At 73.5% G+C, this 26,364-nt stretch carries 18 protein-coding genes; 11 read left to right on the forward strand and 7 right to left on the reverse strand.

Going from position 1 to position 26,364, the window contains the following annotated elements:
* Positions 1-160: 160 nt before the first annotated feature.
* The gene (locus tag ACFYO9_RS33625; RefSeq protein ID WP_358778280.1) at positions 161-1,642 is read right to left on the reverse strand and encodes a PucR family transcriptional regulator; all 1,482 of its coding nucleotides are present in this window, start codon (positions 1,640-1,642) and stop codon (positions 161-163) included.
* 189 nt (positions 1,643-1,831) lie between these two features.
* On the opposite strand from ACFYO9_RS33625, the gene ACFYO9_RS33630 reads away from it, so the two are divergent.
* The 7 genes from ACFYO9_RS33630 (at position 1,832) to ACFYO9_RS33660 (ending at position 13,139) form a co-directional block, all read left to right on the forward strand.
* A complete protein-coding gene (locus ACFYO9_RS33630) occupies positions 1,832-3,295 on the forward strand; it encodes a sodium:solute symporter (protein WP_355819862.1) in 1,464 nt (487 codons plus the stop codon).
* A gap of 77 nt (positions 3,296-3,372) precedes the next feature.
* On the forward strand, positions 3,373-4,365 hold the full coding sequence (gene speB / locus ACFYO9_RS33635) for an agmatinase (protein WP_355819864.1): 993 nt from the start codon (positions 3,373-3,375) through the stop codon (positions 4,363-4,365).
* Positions 4,362-6,050: a thiamine pyrophosphate-binding protein gene (locus ACFYO9_RS33640; RefSeq protein WP_355819866.1), complete on the forward strand. Its 1,689-nt coding sequence runs from the start codon at positions 4,362-4,364 to the stop codon at positions 6,048-6,050. The genes speB and ACFYO9_RS33640 overlap by 4 nt, the downstream gene beginning before the upstream one ends.
* A gap of 147 nt (positions 6,051-6,197) precedes the next feature.
* On the forward strand, positions 6,198-7,139 hold the full coding sequence (locus ACFYO9_RS33645; protein ID WP_355819868.1) for a serine hydrolase: 942 nt from the start codon (positions 6,198-6,200) through the stop codon (positions 7,137-7,139).
* 85 nt (positions 7,140-7,224) lie between these two features.
* The gene (locus ACFYO9_RS33650; protein WP_355819870.1) at positions 7,225-10,968 is read left to right on the forward strand and encodes an ABC transporter ATP-binding protein; all 3,744 of its coding nucleotides are present in this window, start codon (positions 7,225-7,227) and stop codon (positions 10,966-10,968) included.
* Between the two features lie 186 nt (positions 10,969-11,154).
* Positions 11,155-11,562 (forward strand): hypothetical protein, encoded by a 408-nt coding sequence (locus tag ACFYO9_RS33655; RefSeq protein ID WP_358779347.1) that lies wholly within the window; start codon positions 11,155-11,157, stop codon positions 11,560-11,562.
* Positions 11,563-11,672: 110 nt separating this feature from the next.
* On the forward strand, positions 11,673-13,139 hold the full coding sequence (locus tag ACFYO9_RS33660; protein WP_358779346.1) for an aminopeptidase: 1,467 nt from the start codon (positions 11,673-11,675) through the stop codon (positions 13,137-13,139).
* Positions 13,140-13,176: 37 nt separating this feature from the next.
* Here ACFYO9_RS33660 and ACFYO9_RS33665 read toward each other — a convergent pair whose 3' ends face one another.
* From ACFYO9_RS33665 to ACFYO9_RS33685, 5 genes are all read right to left on the reverse strand, one after another.
* Positions 13,177-15,054 (reverse strand): glycoside hydrolase family 3 protein, encoded by a 1,878-nt coding sequence (locus tag ACFYO9_RS33665; protein WP_358779345.1) that lies wholly within the window; start codon positions 15,052-15,054, stop codon positions 13,177-13,179.
* A 358-nt stretch (positions 15,055-15,412) separates the two neighbouring features.
* The gene (locus tag ACFYO9_RS33670; protein WP_358779344.1) at positions 15,413-17,431 is read right to left on the reverse strand and encodes a HEAT repeat domain-containing protein; all 2,019 of its coding nucleotides are present in this window, start codon (positions 17,429-17,431) and stop codon (positions 15,413-15,415) included.
* Positions 17,432-18,160: a DUF7019 family protein gene (locus ACFYO9_RS33675; RefSeq protein WP_358779343.1), complete on the reverse strand. Its 729-nt coding sequence runs from the start codon at positions 18,158-18,160 to the stop codon at positions 17,432-17,434.
* A gap of 171 nt (positions 18,161-18,331) precedes the next feature.
* On the reverse strand, positions 18,332-19,123 hold the full coding sequence (locus ACFYO9_RS33680) for a sugar phosphate isomerase/epimerase family protein (RefSeq protein ID WP_358779342.1): 792 nt from the start codon (positions 19,121-19,123) through the stop codon (positions 18,332-18,334).
* 77 nt (positions 19,124-19,200) lie between these two features.
* Positions 19,201-19,800 (reverse strand): LysE family translocator, encoded by a 600-nt coding sequence (locus ACFYO9_RS33685; RefSeq protein WP_358779341.1) that lies wholly within the window; start codon positions 19,798-19,800, stop codon positions 19,201-19,203.
* Positions 19,801-19,828: 28 nt separating this feature from the next.
* On the opposite strand from ACFYO9_RS33685, the gene ACFYO9_RS33690 reads away from it, so the two are divergent.
* Complete coding sequence (locus ACFYO9_RS33690; protein ID WP_358779340.1) at positions 19,829-21,403, forward strand: PLP-dependent aminotransferase family protein; 1,575 nt, start codon at positions 19,829-19,831, stop codon at positions 21,401-21,403.
* A gap of 478 nt (positions 21,404-21,881) precedes the next feature.
* Here the strand turns inward: ACFYO9_RS33690 and ACFYO9_RS33695 are convergent, their stop codons facing one another.
* Positions 21,882-22,925 carry a LacI family DNA-binding transcriptional regulator gene (locus ACFYO9_RS33695; RefSeq protein WP_355819901.1) on the reverse strand — a complete coding sequence of 348 codons (1,044 nt, stop codon included), beginning with the start codon at positions 22,923-22,925 and terminating at the stop codon, positions 21,882-21,884.
* A 175-nt stretch (positions 22,926-23,100) separates the two neighbouring features.
* Between ACFYO9_RS33695 and ACFYO9_RS33700 the strand changes: the two genes are divergently transcribed.
* The 3 genes from ACFYO9_RS33700 to ACFYO9_RS33710 are packed head-to-tail and all read left to right on the forward strand — an operon-like array spanning position 23,101 to position 26,320.
* Entirely contained in the window at positions 23,101-24,261 is a 1,161-nt protein-coding gene (locus tag ACFYO9_RS33700) for a Gfo/Idh/MocA family oxidoreductase (RefSeq protein WP_358778936.1), read from the forward strand.
* A 14-nt stretch (positions 24,262-24,275) separates the two neighbouring features.
* Positions 24,276-25,457: a dihydrodipicolinate synthase family protein gene (locus tag ACFYO9_RS33705; protein WP_358778937.1), complete on the forward strand. Its 1,182-nt coding sequence runs from the start codon at positions 24,276-24,278 to the stop codon at positions 25,455-25,457.
* Positions 25,454-26,320, forward strand: coding sequence for a sugar phosphate isomerase/epimerase family protein (locus ACFYO9_RS33710; RefSeq protein ID WP_358778938.1), 867 nt, complete (start codon positions 25,454-25,456; stop codon positions 26,318-26,320). Before ACFYO9_RS33705 ends, ACFYO9_RS33710 begins: the two co-directional genes overlap by 4 nt.
* Positions 26,321-26,364: the final 44 nt, after the last annotated feature.

Here is a 26,364-nt window from a genome sequence, read left to right on the forward strand (position 1 = left end):
GCCGCGGGGCCTTGGCGTCCCACAGCTTGGCCTTGTGAGGTGCGTTGCCCCTTGCCGGGGGGGGGAGGGCTGGGGGCGTCCAGTTTTTGCTGCGGGTGCGTGGGGGCTGGTCGCGCAGTTCCCCGCCCCCCTGCGGGGCGCGACCCCCGGGACGTTCGGCTCAAGACGTTGGGCGGGACAGCGCGAACCAGAGTTCCATGCGGACGTCCGGGTCGCTCAGGTCCATGTTCAGGAGGGACTCGCAGCGGGCGATGCGTTGGCGGACCGTGTTGCGGTGGACGGAGAGGGCCACCGCCGTGCGGTCCCAGCTGCCGTGCAGGGAGAGCCAGGTGCGCAGCGTCGGCGTCAGGGCCTCGCCCGCGGCCAGCGGGGCGAGCAGCACGCGCGCGTGGGCGTCGGCCTCCGCCGGGGCGACCAGGCCCGCGAGCCCGTTCTCGCGGTGCCGCACCAGCGGGACGCGGGTGGCCTCCGCGCGGCGCAGGGCGCGGGCCGCCTGCGCGTCGGCGGACGGCAGCTCGGCGGGCGGCGCGGCGGCCGAGACCCCGAGCGTCCAGCCGTCGGCGGGGGCGACCTCGCGGTCGGCAGGGACGAGGAGCCGTACCGCCTCCCCCGGCTCGCGCGGGTCCACCAGACCCGTGCCCAGCGCCGCGGCGAGCGCCGACGCGGCCAGCGGACCGCCCTCCCCGCGCGCGTGCACCACGCTCCACCGGTCGCCGCCCAGGAGAGGGCCGGTCTGCGAAACCGGCGCCCCGAGCAGCAGCCGGACCAGCGCCGCCGAGCGGGCCGCCTCGGAGGCGCCCTGGTGTTCGCCGGTGAGGAGCGAGAGCAGCACGACCGCCGCCCCGGCGATGGTGTGGTCACCCGGCTCCCGGCGATCCGTGGCGACGCCCAGCGCGAAGCCCCGGCCGCCGCCCAGGGCGTAGGCCGCGAGGTGCGTGGACCCGGCCGTGTCGGCGGCGGACGCCGGGGCGGCGGGGGCGGCGCGCCGGACGACCGCGGTCAGCCCCCGCAGCGCGTCCCGCACCCCGTCCCGCACCCCGTCGTCCGGCTCGTGCCCGGCCCGCTGCAACTCCGCCCCGTCCGGCCCGTACAGCACCGAGACCCCGCCGAGCCGGGCGGCGAGCTGCCGCAGCACGGCCGGGACCGGGTCGGGGCGGGCCGCCGCCGTGGCGAGGCCCTGCTGCGCCTCCGTCACCCGGCGCAGCTCCGCGTGCCGCGCCTCGGCCATCAGCCGCCACACGGCGCGGGCGACGCCGCTGAACGTGGTGCGCGGCGGGACCTCGACCAGCGGCAGGCCCACGCGGTCGCAGGCCTCGACCAGGGCGCGCGGCACCGTGTCGTGCAGCGGCGCGACGCCGAAGCCGAGGGCCGCGCCGCCCGCCGCGACGATGCGGGCCACGTAGTCGTCCAGGTGGCCGTCCGCGCCCGCCGGGTCGGTGATGTGCACGCCCGCGGTGAGCAGCAGCTCGCCGCCGAGCAGGTACGGGTAGGGGTCCGGCATCTCCGAGGTGTGCACCCACTGCACGGCCGTGCCGGCGGCCCGCGCGTCGGGGCCCGCGACCTGGCGCAGGCCGAGGTCCTCGCGGGCGAGCAGCGCGGTGAGCGGGACGGGCGGGGTGGGAGGAGCCGTGGGGTCGGCCATGGTGGACGTTCCATCCGTCTGAGGTGCGCCAAGTGGAGGAAACGTACACTTCAGCGTTGCTTTCCGGCCACCTAAGGTCGTGCCGACCACAGGCAGCGGGTACGGGCGGATGTCCCCGCGGCCGGTCGCTGGCTGAACCCCACTCCATCTGCACGACACGCCACCGAGGTGCGCGAAGGAGGCCCCCTTATGGCCGTCGACTACACAGTGATCGTCGTCTATCTCGCCGGGATGCTGGCCATGGGCTGGTGGGGCATGCGCCGCGCCAAGTCGAAGAGTGAGTTCCTGGTCGCGGGCCGCCGCCTCGGACCCTGGATGTACTCCGGGACGATGGCCGCCATCGTCCTCGGCGGCGCCTCCACCATCGGTGGCGTCGGCCTCGGCTACCAGTACGGGCTCTCCGGCGCCTGGATGGTCTTCACCATCGGCCTCGGACTCCTCGCGCTCAGCGTGTTCTTCTCGGCCCGCATCGCGCGCCTGAAGGTGTACACCGTCTCCGAGATGCTCGACCTGCGCTACGGAGGGCGCGCGGGCGTCATCTCCGGAGTGGTCATGTGGGCGTACACGCTGATGCTCGCGGTCACCTCGACCATCGCCTACGCCACGATCTTCGACGTCCTGTTCGACCTGAACCGCACCGTGGCGATCGTCCTCGGCGGCGCCATCGTCGTCGCGTACTCGACGCTCGGCGGCATGTGGTCCATCACGCTCACCGACATGGTGCAGTTCGTCGTGAAGACCATCGGCGTGCTCCTGCTGCTCCTGCCCATCGCCGTCGTCAAGGCGGGCGGTTTCGGGGCGATGAAGGCGAAGCTGCCCACCTCCTACTTCGACCCGCTCGGCGTCGGCGGCGAGACGATCTTCACGTACGTGCTGATCTACACCTTCGGCATGCTCATCGGGCAGGACATCTGGCAGCGCGTGTTCACCGCGCGCAGCGACAAGGTCGCCCGCTACGGAGGCACCGTCGCCGGCACCTACTGCCTCGTCTACGCGATCGCGGGCGCCGTCATCGGCACCGCCGCCAAGGTCATGTACCCGAAGCTGCCGAGCGCCGACGCGGCCTTCGCCACCATCGTCAAGGACGAACTGCCCGTGGGCGTACGGGGGCTGGTCCTGGCCGCCGCGCTCGCCGCGGTCATGTCGACGTCCTCCGGGGCGCTCATCGCCTGCGCGACCGTCGCCAACAACGACATCTGGTCGCGGCTGCGCGGCGCGGTCGGCAGGCCGGCCGGCGAGGCGCACGACGAGGTCAAGGGCAACCGCGCCTTCATCCTCGTCATGGGCGTCGCCGTGATCGCCATCGCCATCGTGCTCAACGACGTCGTCGAGGCCCTGACCGTCGCCTACAACCTGCTCGTCGGCGGCCTGCTGGTGCCGATCCTCGGCGGGCTGCTGTGGCGGCGCGGCACCGCGGCCGGCGCGCTCGCCGCCGTCGTCGCCGGCGGACTCTCCGTCGTCGGCCTCATGTGGGGGTACGGGATCCTCGCCAACGAGCCCGTCTACTACGGCCTGCTGATCTCGCTGGCCGTGTACGTCGCCGTCTCCCTCGCCACGAAGCCCACCGACGCCGCCGTGCTCGCCGCCTGGCGCGAACGCCTGGCCGGACGCGGCGCCGAGGAACCGGAACCGGAGACCCCGGTGACCGTCTAGACGTCCGCGCGGCCCGCTGTCGGTGGGCCGCGCGACACTTGAACCGCAGCACCCGTACCAACAGGAGGAAACCGACCATGAGCAGCGCCGAGACCCCGACGACCCCCCGCGGCCCCGTCGACTCCTCCCGCATCCCGAGGTACGCGGGCCCGGCGACGTACGCCCGCCTGCCCCGCCTCGACGAGGTCGGCGGCAAGACGGACGTCGCGGTGGTCGGCGTGCCCTTCGACACCGGTGTCTCCTACCGCCCCGGCGCCCGCTTCGGCGGCAACGCGATCCGTGAGGCCTCCCGCCTGCTGCGCCCCTACAACCCGGCGCAGGACGCCTCGCCCTTCGCGCTCGCGCAGGTCGCCGACGCGGGCGACATAGCCGCCAACCCGTTCAACATCAACGAGGCGGTGGAGACCATCGAGGCCGCCGCCGACGACCTGCTCGGCTCCGGCGCCCGCATGATGACCCTCGGCGGCGACCACACCATCGCGCTCCCGCTGCTCCGCTCGGTCGCCAAGAAGCACGGCCCGGTCGCGCTCCTCCACTTCGACGCCCACCTGGACACCTGGGACACCTACTTCGGCGCCGAGTACACCCACGGCACGCCGTTCCGCCGCGCCGTCGAGGAGGGCATCCTCGACACCGAGGCGCTCTCCCACGTCGGCACGCGCGGCCCGCTGTACGGCAAGCAGGACCTCACCGACGACGAGAAGATGGGCTTCGGCATCGTCACCTCGGCGGACATCTACCGCCGCGGCGCCGACGAGGTCGCCGACCAGCTGCGCCAGCGCATCGGCGACCGCCCGCTGTACATCTCCATCGACATCGACTGCCTCGACCCGGCACACGCGCCGGGCACCGGCACCCCCGAGGCCGGCGGCATGACCTCGCGCGAGCTCCTGGAGATCCTCCGCGGCCTCGCCTCCTGCAACCTGGTGTCGGCCGACGTCGTCGAGGTCGCGCCCGCCTACGACCACGCGGAGATCACGGCCGTCGCCGCCTCGCACACCGCGTACGAGCTGACGACGATCATGTCCCGCCAGATCGCGGAGGCCCGCGGGACGGGGGCCACCCGGTGACGCACGACCACGACGTGGTCCTCAGGCCCACCGCCGCGCAGACCGAGGCCGCCCTGAACCCGCCCCCGGGGCGCAACGGCGGCGACCTCGTCGTCGAGACCCTCCAGGGCCTCGGCGCCACGACGGTCTTCGGCCTGCCCGGCCAGCACGCCCTCGGCATGTTCGACGCGCTGCGCCGCTCCGCGCTCTCGTACGTGGGCTTCCGCGTCGAGAACAACACCGGCTTCGCGGCGGACGCCTACGGCCGGATCACCGGCGAGGTCGCCCCGCTGCTGCTCTCCACCGGGCCCGGCGCGCTGATGTCGCTCGCCGCGCTCCAGGAGGCGGCGGCCGGTTCCTCGCCGGTCCTCGCCATCGGCAGCCAGGTCCCGGTGGCCGGGCTCGGCGGCGGCCGCCACGGCTATCTGCACGAGCTCCGCGACCAGCAGGCGTCCTTCCGCGACGTGGTCAAGTCCGTGCACACCGTCCGTACGGCCTCGCAGATCCCCTCCGCCATCGCCGCGGCCTGGGAGTCGGCGCTCACCGCGCCGCACGGCCCGGTCTGGGTGGAGATCCCGCAGGACGTGCTGCTCGCCGAGACCACGCTGCCCGCCGTCACCGCGATGGACGCGACCCCGGAGGACGTCGTTCCGCGCCCCGAGCTGACGGCGGTCGCCGCCGACCTGCTGGCGCGCGCCGAGCGCCCGGCGATCATCGCGGGCGGCGGAGTCGTCCGGTCGGACGCCTCCGGCAAGCTGCGCGCGCTCGCCGAGCTGGTGAACGCGCCGGTGGTCACCACCTTCGGCGGCAAGGGCGCCTTCCCCTGGGAGCACCCGCTCTCGCTCCAGTCGTGGCTGGAGGACCGGCACACCACGGACTTCCTGGAGGACGCGGACGTCCTCCTCGTGGTCGGCTCGGGCCTGGGCGAACTGTCCTCGAACTACCACACGTTCCAGCCCCGCGGCCGGGTGATCCAGATCGAGGCGGACGCCGGGAAGCTGGAGTCCAACCACCCCGGCATCGGCATCCACGCGGACGCGCGCATCGCCCTCTCCGCGCTCCTGGAGACGATCGACGCCCCCCGCGAGGACCCCTCGGCCCCCGAGCGGGTGGCGCGGGTGCTCGCCGCGGTCCGTGAGCGGATCGACGCGCAGGACCTCGCCCTGGAGCGGCAGGTGCTCGCCGCGGTCCGCGAGGCCCTGCCGGACACGTCGCCGTCCTTCTGGGACATGACGATCCTGGCGTACTGGGCGTGGTCGGCGTTCGACGCGCGGCGCCCCAACACCATGCACTCGGCGCAGGGCGCGGGCGGCCTCGGCTACGGCTTCCCCGCGGCGCTCGGCGCGGCCGCCGCCGACCCCTCGCACCCGGTCCTCGCGGTCTCCGGCGACGGCGGCGCGATGTACTCGATCGCGGAGCTGGCGACCGCCCGGCAGTACGGGCTGAACGTCACCTGGCTGATCGTCGACGACGGCGGCTACGGCATCCTGCGCGAGTACATGTCCGACGCCTTCGGCGAGGCCACGGCCACGGAGCTGGCCCGCCCCGACTTCGTGGCCCTCGCGGAGTCCTTCGGGGTGCCGGGCGTGCGGACGTCGCCGGAAACGCTCCGGGACGACCTGGCGAAGGCGCTGGCGGAGCCGGGGCCCTCGGTGGTGGTGCTGCCGGCGCTCCTGAAGATGTTCGCTCCGACACATCTCGGCTGAACATCTGGCCAGATCGGGCGAGATTGTCGTACAAGTTCATACAACCCTTCACCGGTACCGGTGAGTCATGTGTGACGAGTGCGTCGGGGGGCGCGCTTGTACGGACCCCGAGGGTCGCGTACGGACCCAAGGGGACGGAAAGAAACCATGACTCACCCGGTAGCCGGGATATCCCGGCGCGCCCGCATGCTCTCGGCCGGCCTCGCCGCCGGCGTGCTCCTGCCGCTCGGCGCGGTCGCGACCGCGCCGCCCGCGCTCGCCGCCACGGCCCCGAAGCCGGCCTGCACCTCCGCGCAGCCCGGCCTGGCCGCCAAGCTCGGCAAGGACATCGCCGCCGCCCTGAAGAACCGCAAGGGCACGGTCGCCGTCGGCCTCCACGACCGCACCACCAACACCACCTGCACCCTGCGGGCGACCACCGCGTTCGACTCGGCGTCCGTCGTCAAGGCGACCGTCCTCGCCACGCTCCTGTGGGACGCCCAGAAGAGCCGCCGGTCCCTCACGTCCCGCGAGAAGTCCCTCGCCACGGCCATGATCACCAAGTCGGACAACGCGGCGACCAGCACGCTGTGGCGCCAGCTCGGCGCGACCAAGGTGAAAGGTTTCCTCAGGGCGGCCAAGATGACCGGGACCGTGCCCGGCTCCGGCGGCTACTGGGGGCTCACCCGCATCAACGCCGCCGACGAGCAGAAGCTCCTCGCCCTGATCACCGGCAGTAACGCCGTCCTCACCGACGCCTCCCGCGGCTACCTCCTCACGCTCATGGGCAAGGTCATCCCCTCCCAGCGCTGGGGCACCCCCGCGGGCGCGCCCTCCGGCGTCTCCATCCACGTCAAGAACGGCTGGCTGCAGCGCGCCACGCACGGCTGGCGGGTGCACAGCATCGGGGCGTTCAAGGGCGGCGGCCACGATTACACGCTGTCCGTGCTCACGCACGGCAACAGCACGATGAACTATGGCGTCGCCACGATTCAGGGCGTGGCCAAGGTGGTCCACAAGGATCTGGCGCCCCGCGCCGCCGCGGCGGCCGGCGGGTACGCCCCGACGATCACGCCGCGTGAGGCGTTCGTGGCGGTGCCCGGCGCCTGAGTCGCCCGGTTTGTTGCGGCGGGATGAAATCCGTCCGTCACGACGTTGGTGCCTTCCGGCAGGGAAGACGACTGGGAGGCACCGCGTGACAGAGCAACGGGGCTGGGCGAAACGGCTCACCGGATATGCGTGGCGGTATCCGAAGGACGTCGTGCTCGCGCTCGGCTCCTCGCTCGGCGGCATGGCCGTGATGGCCCTCGTGCCGCTGATCACCAAGGTGATCATCGACGACGTCATCGGCGACGACGGCCAGGGCGGCGGCCGCTCCATGGGCCCCTGGGCCGGCGCGCTGATCGGCGCCGCCCTCATCGTCTACGTCCTGACCTACATACGCCGCTACTACGGCGGCCGCCTCGCCCTCGACGTGCAGCACGACCTGCGCACCGAGATGTACGGCACCATCACGCGGCTCGACGGGCGGCGCCAGGACGAGCTCTCCACCGGACAGGTCGTCGGCCGCGCCACCAGCGACCTCCAGCTGATCCAGGGCCTGCTCTTCATGCTGCCGATGACCATCGGCAACATCCTGCTCTTCGTGATCTCCCTGGGGATCATGGCGTGGCTCTCCCTGCCGCTCACCCTCGTCGCCCTCGCCGTCGCCCCCGCCCTGTGGGTCATCGCCCGCCGCTCCCGCTCCCGCCTGCACCCCGCCACCTGGTACGCGCAGGCCCAGGCCGCCGCCGTCGCCGGAGTCGTCGACGGCGCCGTCAGCGGCGTCCGTGTGGTCAAGGGCTTCGGGCAGGAGGAGCAGGAGACCGGCAAGCTCCGCGAGGTCGGACGCAAGCTCTTCGCCGGCCGGCTGCGCACCGTCCGCCTCAACTCCCGCTACACGCCCGCCCTGCAGGCCGTCCCCATGCTCGGCCAGGTCGCCATGCTCGCCCTCGGCGGCTGGCTCGCGGTCAAGGGCGACATCACGCTCGGCACCTTCGTCGCCTTCTCGACCTACCTCGCCCAGCTCGTCGGCCCGGTGCGGATGCTCGCCATGGTCCTCACCGTCGGCCAGCAGGCGCGGGCCGGCGTCGAGCGCGTACTCGAACTCATCGACACCGAGCCGAGCATGACGGACGGCACCAAGGAGCTGCCCGCCGACGCCCCGGCCACCGTCGAGTTCGACGACGTGGGCTTCGCGTACGAGGACGACCGCCCCGTCCTCGACGGCCTCTCCTTCGAGATAGGACCCGGCGAGACCCTCGCCGTCGTCGGCTCCTCCGGCAGCGGCAAGTCCACCGTCTCGCTGCTCCTGCCGCGCTTCTACGACGTCACCCACGGCGCCGTCCTCATCGGCGGCCACGACGTGCGCGAGCTGACCCAGTCCTCGCTGCGGTCCGCCATCGGCCTCGTCCCCGAGGACTCCTTCCTCTTCTCCGACACCGTGGGCGCCAACATCGCCTACGGCTTCCCGGAGGCCACCCGCGAGCAGATCGAGACGGCCGCGCGCGCCGCCCAGGCCCACGGCTTCATCTCCGAACTGCCCGAGGGGTACGACACCACCGTCGGCGAGCAGGGCCTCACCCTCTCCGGCGGCCAGCGCCAGCGCATCGCGCTTGCCCGCGCCATCCTCACCGACCCGCGCCTCCTCGTCCTCGACGACGCCACCTCCGCGGTGGACGCGCGCGTGGAGCACGAGATCCACGAGGCACTCAAGCAGGTCATGGCGGGCCGCACCACGCTCCTCATCGCCCACCGCCGCTCCACCCTCGGCCTCGCCGACCGCATCGCCGTCCTGGACGACGGACGCCTCGCCGACCTCGGCACCCACGAGGAGCTTGAGGAGCGCTCCGCCCTCTACCGGCGGCTGCTCACCGACCCCGACGAGCTCGGCGGCGTCTCGCCGGGCCACGCCCTCCCCGCCGACCTGCCCGAGGACACCTCCCTGCGCGAGGAGCTCGACGCCGAGTTCGACGCCGAGCGCGGCATCACGCCCGCCCTGTGGACCGGCGACCGCGAGGCCGCCGGCAAGGACCCGGCGCTCTCCGGGATGCCCTCGACTCCCGAACTGCTCGCCCAGGTCGAGGCGCTGCCCCCGGCCACCGACACCCCCGGCATCGACGAGGCGCGCGCCGTCACCCCCGAGACGTCGTACGGGCTGCGCAGGCTGCTCGGCGGCTTCGGTCGGCCGCTGTTGTTCAGCCTGCTGCTCGTCGCCGTCGACGCCGGCATGGGGCTGCTGCTCCCCGTCCTGATCCGGCACGGCATCGACGAGGGCGTCAACCAGCTCGCCCTCGGCGCCGTCTGGGCCGCATCCGGGCTCGCGCTCGCCGCCGTCGTCGTGCAGTGGGCGGCGCAGACCGGCGAGACGCGGATGACCGGACGCACCGGCGAGCGGGTCCTCTACTCGCTGCGCCTGAAGATCTTCTCGCAGCTCCAGCGGCTCGGCCTCGACTACTACGAGCGGGAGCTGACCGGGCGGATCATGACCCGGATGACGACCGACGTCGACGCGCTCTCCACCTTCCTGCAGACCGGCCTCGTCACGGCGTTCGTCTCCGTCGTCACGTTCTTCGGCATCATGGTCGCCCTGCTCGTCATCGACGTGCAGCTCGCCCTCGTCGTCTTCGCGACGCTGCCGCTCCTCGTCGTCGGCACGTACTTCTTCCGCAAGTCCAGCGTGAAGGCGTACGAACTGGCGCGTGAGCGCGTCTCCGCGGTCAACGCCGACCTCCAGGAGTCCGTCGCCGGGCTGCGCATCGTGCAGGCCTTCCGGCGCGAGCACGCGGGCGCCGAGCGGTTCGCGGCGAACAGCGACAGCTACCGCCAGGCCCGCATCCGCGGCCAGTGGCTGATCTCCGTGTACTTCCCGTTCGTGCAGTTCCTGTCGTCCGTCGCCGTCGTCGCCGTGCTGATCGTCGGCGCCGGCCGGGCGGAGGCGGGCACGCTGACGACCGGCGCGCTCGTCGCCTACCTCCTCTACATCGACCTGTTCTTCGCCCCCGTCCAGCAGCTCTCCCAGGTCTTCGACGGCTACCAGCAGGCCACCGTCTCCCTCGGCCGCATCCAGGAGCTGCTCCAGGAGCCGACGTCGACGCGGGCCGCGGACGAGCCGGCCGAGGTCCTCTCGCTGCGCGGCGAGATCGCCTTCGAGGACGTGGACTTCGCCTACGCCGCCACCGGCGAGGGCGCCCCCGAGGAGGCGCTCAGCGACGTGCGCCTGCGGATACCCGCGGGCCAGACCGTCGCCTTCGTCGGTGAGACCGGCGCGGGCAAGTCGACGCTGGTGAAGCTCGTCGCCCGGTTCTACGATCCGACCGGCGGCCGGGTGACCGTCGACGGCGCCGATCTGCGCACCCTCGACCTCACCTCGTACCGCCACCGCCTCGGCGTGGTGCCGCAGGAGGCGTACCTCTTCGCGGGCACGGTCCGCGACGCCATCGCCTACGGGCGGCCCGACGCCACCGACGCCCAGGTGGAGGCCGCCGCCCGCGCGGTCGGCGCGCACGACATGATCGCCACCCTGGACGGCGGCTACCTCCACGAGGTGACCGAGCGGGGCCGCAACCTCTCCGCGGGACAGCGACAGCTGATCGCGCTGGCCCGCGCCGAACTGGTCGACCCCGACATCCTGCTCCTCGACGAGGCGACGGCCGCCCTCGACCTCGCCACGGAGGCGCAGGTCAACCAGGCCACCGACCGCATCGCGGGCCGCCGCACCACGCTGGTCGTCGCCCACCGCTTGACGACGGCCGCCCGCGCGGACCGCGTCGTGGTGATGGACCACGGCCGGGTCGCGGAGGACGGCACGCACGAGGAGCTCCTCGCGCTTGACGGGCGGTACGCGCGGCTGTGGCGGACGTTCGTGGGGGAGCCCGTGGAGTCCGTGGAGGCGGCCTGAGGACCGAGAGGGTTCTGAAAAGGGCGGGGGATCCCGCAACCGCACGGGCCGCGGCCTGCGTCCGTACATCAGTACGTGGACACCCGTACGTCAGTACGTGAAGTGTCAGTACGGTGCGTCCGTACGTTCTCCATGTAAGGACGTCCGTGCGTGAAGGGTGATGCAGGCGTGGTGGGAGGGACAACTGTGAGCAGTGGTCGCGGCGAAGGCCGCATACGGCAGCGGGTGGCGCTCGGCACCGCCGTGCTCGCCGCCGCCGTCCTGCTCGCCCTCACGGGCCCCGGCACCGCGTCGGCGGAGGCCGCCACCGGCGGCTGCGCCGGCCGCAAGGTGCGCTCGCTCTCCTTCGTCACCGGCCGCGTCGACGTCTTCAAGAGCCGCGGTTACGTGTGCGCCATGGCCGTCGCCAAGCACACCGGCGCCCGCAAGACCATGTCCGTCAGCGTCAAGGCGCGCGGCGGCAGGCCCGACCGGGACAAGGGCCGTTACACCCACCACGCGGGTCCGGTGACGGTGCACGCCGGTCACCGCTGTGTGTGGGTGAAGGGCCAGATCGGCAAGCGCGGGGTCAGTTCGGGCTGGATTCTCTGCTGACGTCCGACCTGTGCCGCACCCTCTGCCGTGCGGCCCGGCAACTCCCCCTGGTGCGGATTCAGTTGCTCCGTTAGGTTCCGGGGCATTGCTGTGTCGACAGGGGAGGGTGCATGCGCAAGGCGCTCAGATGGCTGCTGTCGCTCGTGGTGCTGATAGGCGCGGTGGGCGTGGCCGGAGCGACGGCCGGGACGGCGGCCACCGCCGCGGAACCGGGCGGGACCACAGGGGCGGGCGCCAAGAGCGCGGCCGCCACCGACATCAAGGACAGGCTGCTCGCCATACCCGGCATGAGCCTGATCGAGGAGAGCCCGTACCCGGGCTACCGCTTCTTCGTCCTCAACTACACCCAGCCGGTGGACCACCGGCACCCGTCCAAGGGCACCTTCAAGCAGCGCCTCACGGTCCTGCACAAGGACACCGCCCGCCCGATGGTCTTCTCCACCGGCGGCTACAGCGTCTCCACGCGCCCCGGCCGCAGTGAGCCGACGCAGATCGTCGACGGCAACCAGGTCTCCATGGAGTACCGCTTCTTCACGCCCTCGCGGCCCGATCCGGCCGACTGGACCAAGCTCGACATCTGGCAGGCCGCCAGCGACCAGCACCGCATCTACCGGGCGCTCAAGCCGATCTACGGCAAGAAGTGGCTGGCCACCGGCGCGTCCAAGGGCGGCATGACGGCGACGTACTACGAGCGGTTCTACCCGCGCGACATGGCGGGCATCGTCTCCTACGTGGCCCCCAACGACGTCGTCAACAAGGAGGACTCGGCGTACGACAAGTTCCTCGCGGGCGTCGGCCCCAAGGAGTGCCGGGCCAGGATCCAGGCGGTGCAGCGCGAGGCGCTGGTGCGCAGGGAGCCGCTGAAGGCGAAGCTGGCGGCCCTCGCCGAGGCGGAGGGCTACACCTTCAAGACCGTCGGCACGCTGGACAAGGCCTACGAGGCCGTCGTCATGGACCTGGTGTGGGGCTTCTGGCAGTACCAGCCGGCCGCCACCGCCTGCGGTGAGATCCCGGACCCGGCGACCGTGACCGACCAGGCGCTGTTCGACTACGTCGACGCCGTGGGCGGCTGGTCCTCCTACGCCGACCAGGGACTTGAGGGCTACACGCCGTACTACTACCAGGCGGGCACGCAGCTCGGCGCGCCCACCATCAAGCAGCCCTGGCTCGGCGACCTGAGCCGCTACGGCTACCAGCCGCCGCGGAACTTCGTGCCGCGCGACATCCCGATGAAGTTCGACAAGCGGGCGATGCCGGACGTCGACCGCTGGGTGCGGCACAACGCGCACCAGATGATGTACGTGTACGGCGAGTTCGACCCGTGGGGCGCCGAGCAGTTCCGCCCCGCGCGCGGCGCCAAGCACGACAGCCACGTCTTCACCGCGCCCGGCGCCAACCACGGCGCGAACGTCGCCCAGCTCGTCCCGGACCAGAAGGCGAAGGCGACGCAGCGGATCCAGGCGTGGGCCGGGGTCGCCCCGTCGGCGTCGTCGCCGAAGGCGGGCAAGCCGCTGGCTCCGTACGACACGAAGCTCGACAAGCGGGACGTGCGCAAGGAGTCGACGCTGAGGCCGTGAGGCCGTGACCCGGTGGGGGTGCCGTACGGATCGGCGGTCAGTACGTCAGGCCGTGGCCGATCGGGTACAGCACCCGCGTCGGGTCGTCCGCCCGCCGCACGGGTACCGGCAGCCGCCCCTGGGGGGCGGTCTTCCCGGCGATCACCCGTGCGGCGGCGCGGAGTTCGACGTCCGTCCAGCAGTACGAGGCGAGGGCGGCGTCGACGGATGGCAGGTGCGCCACGTCGTACGGGTTGCGGATCGCGAGGGTGACGACCGGGAGTCCGGTGGCCTTGAGGGCGCTCACGAGGGCGATCTGACCGTCGGGCCCCGCGTCGTCTCCCGACGGGTCCGTGGCCCGGTGGGCGCGGGCGTTGCCGCCGGGCTCGTCCAGATCGGCGTTGGCGGCCTGGGTGTTGTCCTCGGTACGTGTGTGGGTGGTGATGTTGTACGTGGCCACCAGGACGGCGTGCCGCTCCCGCGCCGCGGCCACGGCCTCCTCGATCGTCGAGGGGTCCGGCGCGGTGCCGGTGGGCAGCGCCACGGCCCGGAACCCGAGGCCGTTCAGGGCGCCGGCGAGGACGGTGGTCGGCGGGCCCGTGGTGCCGGACGGCGAACGGGGGTCGGCTCCGACCACCAGGATGTCGCGGTGCGTGCCGGGCGACAGGGGGAGCAGCCCGCCGTTGTTGAGCAGCAGGGTGGTCGTGGCGTCGGCGATGGCGTCGGCGGTGACGAGGTGGGCGGGACTGCCGACCGTGGCGTCGATCGCTTCGGGGGTGGTGGGGGTGGCGGGGGCGAGGTTTTCCGGCTTCTCTTCGCCCAGGTAGGCGTCGAGGAGGCCCGCGTCCGCCTTCATGCGCAGGACGCGCAGGACCGACTCGTCGATGCGCTCCTCGGTCAGTTCGCCGTCCGCGACCGCCTGGAGGACCGCGTTCCACGCGACGTCGGGGCGGGGCGGGTTGAGGAGCTGGTCGACGCCCGCCTTGAGGGCGAGTACGGCCACCCGGTCGTCGCCGTACTTCGTACGGACGCCGCGCATCGCCAGCGAGTCCGTGGAGATCACCCCGTCGAAGCCGAGCTCCTCGCGGAGGATGCCGGTGAGGATCGGGCGGGAGAGGGTCGCGGGGTCGCCCGAGGGGTCGAGGGCGGGCACCACGATGTGCGCGGTCATGACGGAGTCGACGCCGGCGGCGATGGCGGCGCGGAAGGGGGGCGCGTCGTGGCGGTCCCACTCTTCGCGGGTGTGGTGGATGTGCGGCAGCTCGGTGTGGCTGTCGTCGGTGGTGTCGCCGTGGCCGGGAAAGTGCTTGGCCGCCGTCGCGATGCTGGACCGGTGGTACCCCTCGATCTGGGCGGTCACGAAACCGGCGACCGTGTCGGCGTCGGCGCCGAAGGAACGGATGCCGATGACGGGGTTGGCGGGGTCGACGTTGACGTCGGCGTCCGGGGCGTGGTCCTGGTGGATGCCGAGGGCGCGGAGTTCGGTGCCGGCGATGCGGGCGGCCTCGCGGGCGTGGTCGTGCGAGCCGGACGCGCCGAGGGCCATGGCGCCGGGGAGGAGGGTGGCGGGGGCGCCGATGCGGGCTACGGGGCCGTGTTCCTGGTCGACGGAGATGAGGACGGGGAGTTGCTTCTGCGCCGCGGCGGCCTGCTGGATGCCGTGGGAGAGGGTGGCGATCTGGTGCGGGGAGCGGGTGTTGTGGGCCCAGCCGAAGTAGATGACGCCGCCGAGTCGGTAGCGGGCGATGAGTTCGGCGGCGTCGCGGACGCCGAGTTCGCGGAGGTTGGTGTCCACGTCGGCCTGGTCGGGGTCGGTGGCGGTGTGGCCGTACACGTGCATGACGAAGAGCTGGCCGACCTTGTCCTCCAGGGAGAGCGTGCGGAGGAGTTCTCGGAGGCGGTGGTCGCGGCGGGCGGGCTGCTGTGGCTGGGACACCGGGGTGGGCTCCTGCGGGCTGGAGGAAACTTTCAGGAGTTACGGATATCCCGAAGATTTCTGCCGGTCAAGGGAGGGCGGGGGCCGTCACCGGGGCGGTGGAGGGGGCCGCGCCGGTGACGGCGGGCTGCGGGGGCGTGGCGTCTGCGCCTTGGGGTCGTTCTTGGGTGCGGGAGCGTGGGGGCCTGGTGTTTGCGCCTTCGGTTTGTCTGTGGGTGCGGGGCCGCGGGGGTATGTCCGTACTCGCCGTCCACTGTTCGCCACGCCTCGCGGACAACATTGCTACAGCGTGCTCGGTGCTCCGTGCGGACATACCCCCACGTCCCCTCCCGTCTCGTACGCGGGTGCGGGACGGTGGTCACTTCTGGGGGCCGAGCCGGACGCCGCGTGCTTCGGCGATGACGTCCAAGGCGTGGACGCGCCACGGGTAGAAGTGTGTCGACCTGCGGCAGAACGCCAGTACGTGGTCGTGCGCCTCGGCCGTGCCGATCCTCAGGAGGGCGGTGACGGCCGGTTCGTGCGCGCCGGACCAGGAGTCGGGGGCGAGGAGTGCCACCAGAGGCGTGAGGCATTCGGCCGTGCCCCGCTCGACGAGCGCGAGGGCCGCGGCCTCCCGCGCGGGGCGGTCGGTGGCCGGCGGTCCGCCGAGGGGCGCGGCGTACCTGATCCGTGGCGGCTGGGGCGGTGTCGCGGCGAGCCGGCTCAGGGCGGCGGTGGCCTCGGCCTCGGGGCGCGCGGCGAGCGCCGCGACGAGCTGGGCGCCCAGATCGTCGCCCAGGTCGTCGACGGGGCCGTCGGCGAGCGCGACGAGGGTCGGCAGTGCCGGGGGGCCGATACGGGAGAGGGCCCGCACGGCGGCGCGTGCGAGGAAGGGCTCGGCGTGGGGAGCGACGAACCCGCCGAGCGAGTGGGCCGACTCCGTCACCGGGAACGCGCCCAGGGCCGTCACCGCCCGCGCCCGCACCGCCTCGTGCGGCGAGCGCGCGCAGGCCAGCACCACCGCGAGGGTGTGCGGTGCGCCGATCGCGCCGAGAGCCCGCACGGCATGAGCGCGCAGGGTGCCCGGAGTGTCTTCGTCGGACGCCAGGGCGGCGAGTGTTGCGGCGGCCTCCGCGTGCCGCAGAGCGCCGAGCGCGTCGGCGGCGGCCGCGCACACGGTGACCGGTGCCGAGTCCTGCGCGAGGACGGACAGGAGGGCCGGGGCGGCCTCATGGCATTCCGCGAGCCCCAATGCGCGTGCGGCGCCGGCGCGTTGGACCGCGGAGCCGTCCGGTCGCGTCAACAGCCCCACGGTCTCGGGCGGGAGCGCGGGCATCGTGGCGATCAGGTCCGCGACCGCGTCGCTGATGTGTCTGTCGCCCAGTGCCGCGAGGAGCGGTCCGGCCGCCTCGGTTCCCGCGCAGGCGGCGAGGGCACCGGCCGCGGCCCGGCGCACCGGTGGCGCCGGTGACGCGCGCAGATGATGGCGGAGCGCGGCGATGTGTCCGTCCCGGTCGTCTGTCGCGAAGAGTTCGGGCTCCGCCGCGATGCGGGCGCAGACCGCGGCCACGGCGTGCGGCGGGTGTTCGGGGTCGGCGGGCTCGACCGCAGGGCGGAGCACGGACCACAGGTGGTCCCGTCCCTCTTCGGTTCTGGCGAGCAGCTCGGTGGCGAGTCGTGCCGTCTCGGGGTCCGGGTCGCGCTGTGGCGCGTGAAGGAGCTGCTCCGCGGACGGCCACGGGTGCGGGGGCGGCCACGCGGCGGCGGGCAGCGCGTGCAGTGCCGTGAGCGCCGTACGGCGCAGGTGGGTGGGCGAGGCGGACGAGTGCGCCAGCACCAGGAGTGCGGAGGCCGCCCGCGGGTCCCCGATCGCCCCGAGCGTCCGCACCACGTGGTGCGCGCGGTCCGGCAAGTACTCCCACAGCGCGGCGAGGAGCGGAGGCACGGCCTGCGCCGCGCGCAGTTCGGCCAGCGCGTCCAGTACCAGCGTGGTCCAATGGCCGCGGCTGGTCGCCAACCGCCCGCACAGCGCGACGAGCCCACGCACCACGTCCGACCCGCCGATGGCGACCAGGGCCTTCGCCGCGGGCTTCGCCAACTGCTCGTGAGGGTCGTCCGGGTCGGTGAGGACACGCAGCAGGACGGGAACCGCATGGGGTGCGCGCAGCCTCCCCAGCGAGCGGATGGCATTCCAGCGCACTCCGTGCGGTGGCCGGTCCTGACGGATGCAGAGGTCGAGCGCCGAGGTGACCTCCGGTGTGGGCGTGGCGCTGCCCAGCATCGCTATGGCGTACACGGCCACGCGGTGGTCCTGGGACCGGGTGGCCGCGCACAGCGCCGTCACGTCGCCGGCCATCCGCAGGTCCATCAGCTCCGCGATCGTGGAGGCCCGCTCCACTCAGGCCCCCGTGCCCTCGGGCACCTGGTCCGACATCGCGACGAACAGCGGAGTCCCGACGATGACGGTCACCTCCCGCCCGTCCGGACGCGTCACGGTGTCCCGCAGCAGGTGCCGTGCCAAGAACTCGCAGTTCATGGGCGGCACGGTCAACGAATCGGCGCAGCGCAGCACGTTCTCGGTGACGCTTCCCCGGCTCGGCATGCGGCCCCGGGCCCGTACCTCGAACTGCCCCTCCCACGCGGGCGGGGTGTCCTGGAGCAGGCGGAAGAGCGCAGGCAGTCCCGAGAAGCCGACCCGGTGCATCTCGGGGGCCGCCTTGTGGCCGATCAGGTGATCCGCCGACCCGATGAGGGCGACGACCGTGTCGCCGTCGTACCCCGTCATCAGCGTGGGGCCATCGGGGTCGCCGTACCCCGCGACCCGCAGGGCCGCCTCTCCCCGGAACCAGGCCGCGGGCTCCGTCATCCAACTGACGTCGTGTTCCCGGTCGAGATACGCCTCCACGAGGTCGAGCCGGTCGTACGTGGTCGTCTCGGAGGGCGGCGCCTGCAGAGCCAGGCTGACGACCTTCAGGTCGAGCTTGGCCTCCACGGCGAGCCGCCGCAGGAGCTTCTGCGGGATCTGCCCGTACAGCATGTCCACCTTGGCGGTGGAGACGTAGAGGTAGTAGCGCATCGGCGGGATCAGGCCCCGTCCGCACCGGCGCCGCAGCTCGGCCTGAACCACACAAGCACGGTGTCGCCTCTCATCGGTCTCCCCACGAGTCGTTCAACCAGGCGTGGTACACGGGGTGTTGAGGGATTACGAGCGGAAGCATCCCATACTCGGCCACGTTCCACGGCGCTCCCGCAGTGCGTCGACCGTCGCCGCGATCGCCTTCGCCCGGGTCGCCACCGTCTAGTGGGCCGCGAGCCGGGACAGCAGGTCTCGGCCGGGGCCGAGCAGCGGGGCCAGCGGTGCCGCGTCGTCGTACCAGCGCTTCTCGTACTCCCAGCACAGCCACCCCTCCGGGTGCTCCGCGCCGAGCAGCGCCACGCACTCCGCGAGCGGCAGGACCCCGGCGCCGAGCGGCAGCGGGGTCGTGTCGTCGGCCGAGGCGATGTCCTTGACCTGGACGTAGCCGAGGTAGGGGGAGAGGGCGGCGTACGTGTCGGCGACGGGTTCGCCGGCGAGCCAGCTGTGCATCACGTCCCACAGCGCGCCGACCTGGCGGTGGCCGACCGTGCCGAGGACGCGGGTCGCGTCGGCGCCCGTGCGGTGCGAGTCGTGGGTCTCCAGGAGGATGCGGACGCCCGCGTCGGCGGCGTACCGGGCGGCGGTGCCAAGGCGTCGCGCGGCCGTCGCGTCGGCCTCCGCCGCGCTCTGTCCCGCGCCGCCCGGGAAGACGCGGACGAAGGGGGCGCCCAGGTCGCGGGCGAGGCCGACGAGGGAGCTGATCTCGTCGAGGACCGGCTCGTCGTCGCCGGGCGCCGCCACGCGCGCGTACCCCGCGACGCCGAGGATCTCGACGCCGGACGCCTTGAACTCGGCGGCCACGTCCGCCCGTTCGGCGGGCCCGAGGCCGGGGTGCACCGGCTCCTCGGGGTGCGCGCGGAGCTCGACGCCGTGGTAGCCGTGGGCGGTGGCGAGCGCCAGTACGTCGGGGACGGGCAGGCCGGGCAGGCCGAGCGTGGAGAAGGCGAATTTCATGGACCCGACAGTAAATGGACCCGACAGTAGGTGGCACGCGGACGTGGTCAACACCGCCGTGCCCGGCCGGGCGGGTCTCAGAGGAACGCCAGGCGCGCTCCCAGCGCCGCGAACGCCACCGCGAAGGTGCGCCGCATCCAACCGACCACCCGGGGCCGCGAGATGACGTGGTCGCGCATCGCCGCCGCGAACCGCCCGTACGCCACGAAGACCACGAACGTGATCAGCATGAAGTACGCGCTGAGCTCCGTCATCCGGAGGAAGGCGTACGGCTCGTCGGTGCGCACGAACTGCGGCAGGAACGCGAGGAAGAAGAGCGTCAGCTTCGGGTTGAGGATGTTGATGAGTACGCCGGTCAGGATCGTGCGGCCCGCCGAACGCGGCTCGCTCTCCCGGGCGGCGGTGAGCTCGCTCTTGTCGCGCAGGGTGCTCCACGCCATGTACAGGAGGTAGGCCACGCCCAGGTACTTGAGCGTCTGGAACGCCACCGCGCTGGCGTTCAGGAGCGCCGCGAGGCCGGTGATCGCCGCCACCATGTGCGGGACGACGCCCAGGGTGCAGCCGACGGCCGCGACCATCGCGGCCCGGGTGCCGCGCGCGAGGCCGGCCGCGATCGTGAACAGGACGCCGGTGCCGGGCGTCACGCAGACCACCAGGGAGGTGAGGAAGAATTCCATCCCCCGACCCTCCCGCCACAATGGCTCCATGAACAGGTCCATTGGATCTCCTCCCGACCGGTCCATAACGGCGCCCCCGGTCACCGCCGCCTCCGACTGGCTGCAGCTCAACACCGCGGACGCCCCGCGCGGCGGGCTCAGCGACTGGCTGGCCCGGCGGATCAGGGCCGCCATCGCCGACGGCCGCCTCCCCGCGGGCAGCCGCCTCCCCGCCACCCGCACCCTCGCCGGTGACCTCCGCGTCTCGCGGGGCGTCGTCACCGAGGCCTACCGCCGCCTCACCGAGGACGGACACGTGGCGGGGCGCGGGCGGGCGGGGACGGTGGTGGTGGCGGTACCGCGGGCCGCGGCGGCGAGGGGGGTTCGGGGCGGCTCAACTTCCGTACGGGGGAGGGGTGATGGTGAAAGCTCGGGGCTTCGAGGCCTCTTCACGTCATCGCCCGAAGACCTCGGCGTGTTCGACGCCGTTCGGGCCGTGCCCGCGCGGATCGACCTCTCGCCGGGGCTGCCCGACCTCTCCGCCTTCCCGCGCGCGGCCTGGCTGCGCGCCGAGCGGTCCGTGCTCGCGGGGCTCACGCCGGCGGACTTCGGGTACGGGGATCCGCGCGGCACGCCGGCCCTGCGCGGCGCCGTCGCGCGCTGGCTCTCCCGGAGCCGGGGCGTCCGCTGCGACCCCGAGGACGTGCTGATCGTGAACGGCACGGCCCAGGCGCTGCGGCTGCTCGTCGACGTGTTGCGCGCGGAGGGCATCACGCGGGTGGCGGTCGAGGAGCCGGGGTCACTCGGCGTGCGCCAGCATCTGCGCCCGCTCGAAACGCCGCCCGTCCCGGTCGACGCGCAGGGGATCCGCGTGGACGCCCTGCGGGCGAGCGGGGCGCCGGCCGTGCTGCTGACGCCCGCCCACCAGTTCCCCACCGGCGTCGTCCTCGGCGGTGAACGGCGCCGCGAGCTGATGGAGTGGGCCCGCGACGGGGGCCTCGTCATCGAGGACGACTACGACGCCGAACACCGTTACGACCGCCCCGCGGTCCCCGCCCTGCGCGCGCTCCTCCCGGACCAGGTCTGTTACGCGGGCAGCGTCTCGAAACTCCTGGCGCCCGCGTTGCGCCTGGGCTGGCTGCTGGCGCCCCCGGCGTACCGGGACGCGCTGGTGGACGCCAAACGCCTCATCGACCTCGGCACCGCGGCCCTGCCCCAACTCGCCCTCGCCCACCTCATGGACTCCGGCGACCTGGAACGCCACCTGCGCCTCGTCCGCAGACATCACCGCAGGCGCAGGGACGCGATGATCGAGGCGATCGGGAAGCGGCTGCCCGGGGCGGTGGTGCACGGCGCGGCGGCGGGCCTGCACCTGACGATCACCTGGGACCCGTACGCGTACGAGGGCGGCGACACGGCCCTGGCGACGGCCGCCCTGCACCACGGAGTCAAGACCCACCCCTTGTCCTGGCACACCCAGCTCCCGCACGCCCCGGGGCTGGTACTGGGTTACGCGGCGTCCGGGACGGCGGAGATCGCGGAGGGGGTGGGGGTACTGGGCGACCTGCTCGCCGGGGGCGGCCGCGCGCGGGGTGGACGCCGAGGGCGGGGGCTTGGGAGCTGACGGCCTCGGGGCGCGCCCGGCGACCGCTCCCACCCTCGCGGGACCGGAACGTGGGCCTGGGCCTCGCAACCGCGGGGCGGGTGCCCGACGCGCGGGCCCCGCACGCCCCGCGAGACCACCGTCCCCAGTCGACCTCGGCTCCACCCGGGGCACGCACCTAGGGCCTGTCCGGCGGATCTTGTCGCGGGCGCGGGGCCTGCCACGCCGACCTGCGGCGTTGTCGTCGGTTGCCAACGCTCCGCGTTGCCGCCCTCCTCCGCCTTGCATCTCGACGCGCCAGACCCCGCTCACCAGCACGAAGACGCGCGAGCCACCCGGATGCGACCTGATCCGCCGGACAGGCCCTAGGGCGTGGCCCGAGGGTCTGCCCCACGGGGCCACGCCCACTGTGCGCGCCGGGCGAACTCGAACCCGCCCCCGGGGCGCCCGCCCCGAGCCGCGCCCCCGCCCAAGGGGCCGCCCACCCGACGGCGCGTTCCTACCGCGGCCCCGCCGTGGACCCCCGCACCATCAACTCCCCGTGCACCGTGGCCACTCCGCCCGGCGGCGGGTTCTCCTTGGCCGTCGCGATGCGGCCCGCCCGGGCGCCCGCCTCGTGGAGGGGGAGGCGGACCGTCGTGAGGGCGGGGACCGCGTCGATGCTGAAGGGCAGGTCGTCGAAGCCCGCCACCGACACGTCGTCGGGGATGCGCAGGCCCTTGTCGCGCAGGGCGGCGCACGCGCCCAGGGCCACCGTGTCGTTGGCGGCGACGACGGCCGTCAGGTCGGGCGCGCGGCGCAGGAGTTCGGCCGTCGCGTCGTACCCGGAGCGGCGGTCGTAGGGGCCGTGGACCGTCAGCGCGGGGTCGTCCGCGATGCCGCGCGCGGCGAGCGCGGCGCGGTGGCCCTCCAGACGGTGCCGGGTCGTCGTGCGCTCCTCGGGACCCGCGATGTAGCCGACCCGCCGGTGACCGAGGCTCAGCAGGTGTTCCGTCAACTGCTGGCCGCCGCCCCGGTTGTCGAAGGTGAGCGCCACCGCCTCGGTGTCCGGCGCGGGCGGCCGGCCGCAGAGCACCACCCGGGCGCCCGCCTCCGCGAGGCGCCGCAGCTTGCCGGCGAGGGCGGCCGCGTGGTCCGGGTCCTCGACGGCGCCTCCGGTGAGGACGACCGCGGCGGCGCGTTGGCGCTGCAGGAGCGTGAGGTAGGTGAGTTCGCGCTCCGGGGAGCCGCCCGTGTTGCAGACGACGGCCATCCGCTCCCCGCCGGCCCGTCCCCCCGGCCCGCCGATCTCGGACTGCACCGCCCCCGCCATGATCCCGAAGAACGGGTCGGCGATGTCGTTGACGAGGATGCCGACCAGGTCGGACGTGGCCGCGGCCAGCGAGCTCGCGGGACCGTTCAGGACGTAGTCCAGGTCGTCCACGGCGCGCAGGACACGCTCGCGCGTGGCGGCGGCCACGGGGTAGTTGCCGTTCAGCACGCGCGAGACGGTGGCGGGGGAGACCTGCGCTCGGGCCGCCACATCCGCCAGGGTCACGGTCATCTCGTACTCCTCCGGTCACCGGACGCACCGCCCGGTCACCCATATGTCGGCGCCCGGTCACCGCTCTCGACCGGGACCCTTGTCCGAACCTTGTCGGGCAGGCTAGCTTGCATCCGTATAGAAAGCGCTTGCTACGTGCAGCGCTTCGCTTGCCCGCCCCTACGGAGGGACACTCGTGACACGCAAGACGGTGCGCATCGCCATGAACGGCGTCACCGGGCGCATGGGCCACCGCCAGCACCTGGTCCGCTCGATCCTCGCCCTCCGCGAACAGGGCGGCCTCGACCTGGGCGACGGCACCGTGCTGTGGCCCGAGCCCGTCCTGGTCGGCCGCAGGGAGCCCGCGCTGCGCGCCCTCGCCGCGCGGTACGGCCTGGAGCACGTCTCGACCGACCTCGACACCGTCCTCGCCGACCCGGCCGTCGACATCTACTTCGACGCCCAGGTCACCTCGGCCCGCGAGGACGCCCTGAAGCGGGCCATCGCCGCGGGCAAGCACGTCTACACCGAGAAGCCGACCGCCACCGGCCTCGACGCCGCCCTCGGCCTCGCCCGGCTCGCCGAGGAGGCGGGCGTCAAGCACGGCGTCGTCCAGGACAAGCTCTTTCTGCCGGGCCTGCTCAAGCTGAAGCGGCTCATCGACAGCGGATTCTTCGGCCGGATCCTCTCCGTGCGCGGCGAGTTCGGCTACTGGGTCTTCGAGGGCGACACCCAGCCCGCCCAGCGCCCGTCCTGGAACTACCGCGCACAGGACGGCGGCGGGATCGTCGTCGACATGTTCCCGCACTGGGAGTACGTCCTGCACGAGCTGTTCGGCCGGGTGCGCAGCGTCCAGGCGCTCACCGCCACCCACATCCCGCGGCGCTGGGACGAGCACGACAAGCCCTACGAGGCCACCGCCGACGACGCCGCGTACGGCATCTTCGAACTCGACGGCGGCACGATCGCGCAGATCAACTCCTCCTGGGCGGTCCGCGTCCACCGCGACGAACTCGTCGAGTTCCAGGTCGACGGCGTCGAGGGCTCGGCGGTCGCGGGCCTGCGCTCCTGCCGCGTGCAGCACCGCGGTACGACCCCGAAGCCGGTCTGGAACCCCGACCTGCCCGCCACCGAGTCCTTCCGCGACCAATGGCAGGAGGTCCCCGACAACCAGGGCCCCGAGGGGTACGACAACGGCTTCAAGGCCCAGTGGGAGCTCTTCCTCAAGCACGTGTACGCCGACGCGCCCTACCACTGGGACCTCCTCGCCGGCGCCCGCGGCGTGCAACTCGCCGAACTGGGCCTCAAGTCCTCCGCGCAGGGCCGCCGCATCGACGTCCCGGAGATCGCCCTGTGAGCGCTGTGAGTCCTGTGAGCACGACGCGTTCTGAGAGGGCCACCGTCCTGCTCCCCGCCGCGGACGGCGGCACGCGCGCGTACACCCCCCGCGGCGAGCCGCTGCGGACGACGCCGGGCGGCCCGCCGCTCGCCTCCCGCACTGTCTTCGCCGCCGCCCACGTGGTCGCCGACGCCCGCGCGGACGTCACCCCGGACGGCCCCGCCGCCGTCGACTGGGACGCCACGCTCGCCTTCCGTCGCCACCTCTGGTCGCACGGCCTGGGCGTCGCCGAGGCCATGGACACCGCCCAGCGCGGCATGGGCCTCGACTGGGCGGGCGCCGCCGAGCTGATCCGCCGATCGGCCGCCGAGGCCAAGGCGGTCGGCGGCCGGATCGCCTGCGGAGTCGGCACCGACCAACTGGCCCCGCCCGCCCGGCTCGCGGAGGTCCGCGACGCGTACGAGGAGCAGCTCGCCCTCGTCGAGTCGGTCGGCGCCCGCGCGATCCTGATGGCCTCACGGGCGCTGGCCGCCGCCGCGACGTCGCCGGACGACTACCTGGAGACGTACGGCCACCTCCTGCGCCAGGCCCGCGAACCGGTGATCCTGCACTGGCTCGGCCCGATGTTCGACCCCGCCCTGGAGGGCTACTGGGGCTCGTCCGACCTGGACGCGGCCACGGAGACCTTCCTCCAGGTGATCGCCGCCCACCCGGACAAGGTCGACGGCATCAAGGTCTCGCTCCTGGACGCAGGCCGCGAGGTCGCCCTGCGCCGCCGCCTCCCCGAAGGCGTGCGCTGCTACACCGGCGACGACTTCCACTACCCCGAGCTGATCGCCGGGGACGACCACGGCTTCAGCCACGCCCTGCTCGGCGTCTTCGACCCGCTCGGCCCGCTCGCCGCCGAGGCCGTCCGGTCCCTGGACGCCGGGGACACCCGGGGCTTCCGCGCCCTCCTCGACCCCACCGTCGAGCTGTCCCGCCACCTCTTCGCGGCCCCCACCCGCTACTACAAGACCGGCGTCGTGCTGCTCGCCTGGCTGGCCGGGCACCAGACGCACTTCACCATGGTCGGCGGCCTGCAGTCGGCCCGCACACTGCCGCACCTGGCCCGCGCCTACGAACTGGCCGACGGACTCGGCCTGTTCCCCGACCCCGCCCTCGCGGCCACCCGCATGCGAGCCCTGCTGACCGTCCACGGAGTCCCGCAATGAGCGTCACCCCCAGCGCCCCGCCGAGCCCCCAGCCGCCCCTGTCGCTGTCCCGGCTCAGCATCAACCAGGAGACCGTCAAACAGTGGTCCCTCCCCGAACTCGCCGAGGGCTGCGTCAAGGAGGGCATCGGCGCGGTCGGCCTGTGGCGCGCACCGGTCCAGGAGTACGGGGTGGAGCGCGCCGCCCGGCTGATGCGGGACGCCGGGCTCACGGTGACCAGCCTCTGCCGGGGCGGCTTCCTCACCGACCCCGACGGGGCGCCGCGCGCGCGTGCCCTCGACGACAACCGCGCGGCGCTCGACGAGGCGGCCGCCCTCGGCACCGACACCCTGGTCCTCGTCTCCGGTGGCCTGCCGGCCGGCAGCAGGGACCTGGCGGGCGCGCGCGAGCGCGTGGCGGACGCGCTCGCCGTGCTCAGTCCCTACGCCGAGGAGCGGGGCGTACGGCTCGCCATCGAGCCGCTGCACCCGATGTTCGCCGCGGACCGCTGTGTGGTCTCCACCCTCGGCCAGGCCCTCGACCTCGCGGAACGCTTCCCCGCGCGGCAGGTCGGCGTGGTCGTGGACACGTACCACGTCTGGTGGGACGACCGGGCGCCCGAGGAGATCGCGCGGGCGGGCAGGGGCGGTCGGCTGCTCGCCTTCCAGCTGGCCGACTGGATCACGCCGCTGCCCGCGGGCGTCCTGCTCGGGCGGGGGCAACTGGGCGACGGCAGCATCGACTTCAGGGCGTGGCGTGCCCGGGTCGACGCCGCCGGGTACCGCGGCCGGATCGAGGTGGAGATCTTCAACGAGGCCCTGTGGGCGCGCGAGGGGAGCGCGGCGCTCAAGGAGACGGCGGAACGCTTCCGGGCGCACGCCTGAGGGGCCGGGTGCGCACGCCTGAGGGGTCCGGCAGGCCCGTACGC

Origin of the sequence: Streptomyces sp. NPDC005863, assembly GCF_042871345.1 — a bacterium.
Classification (GTDB): domain Bacteria; phylum Actinomycetota; class Actinomycetes; order Streptomycetales; family Streptomycetaceae; genus Streptomyces.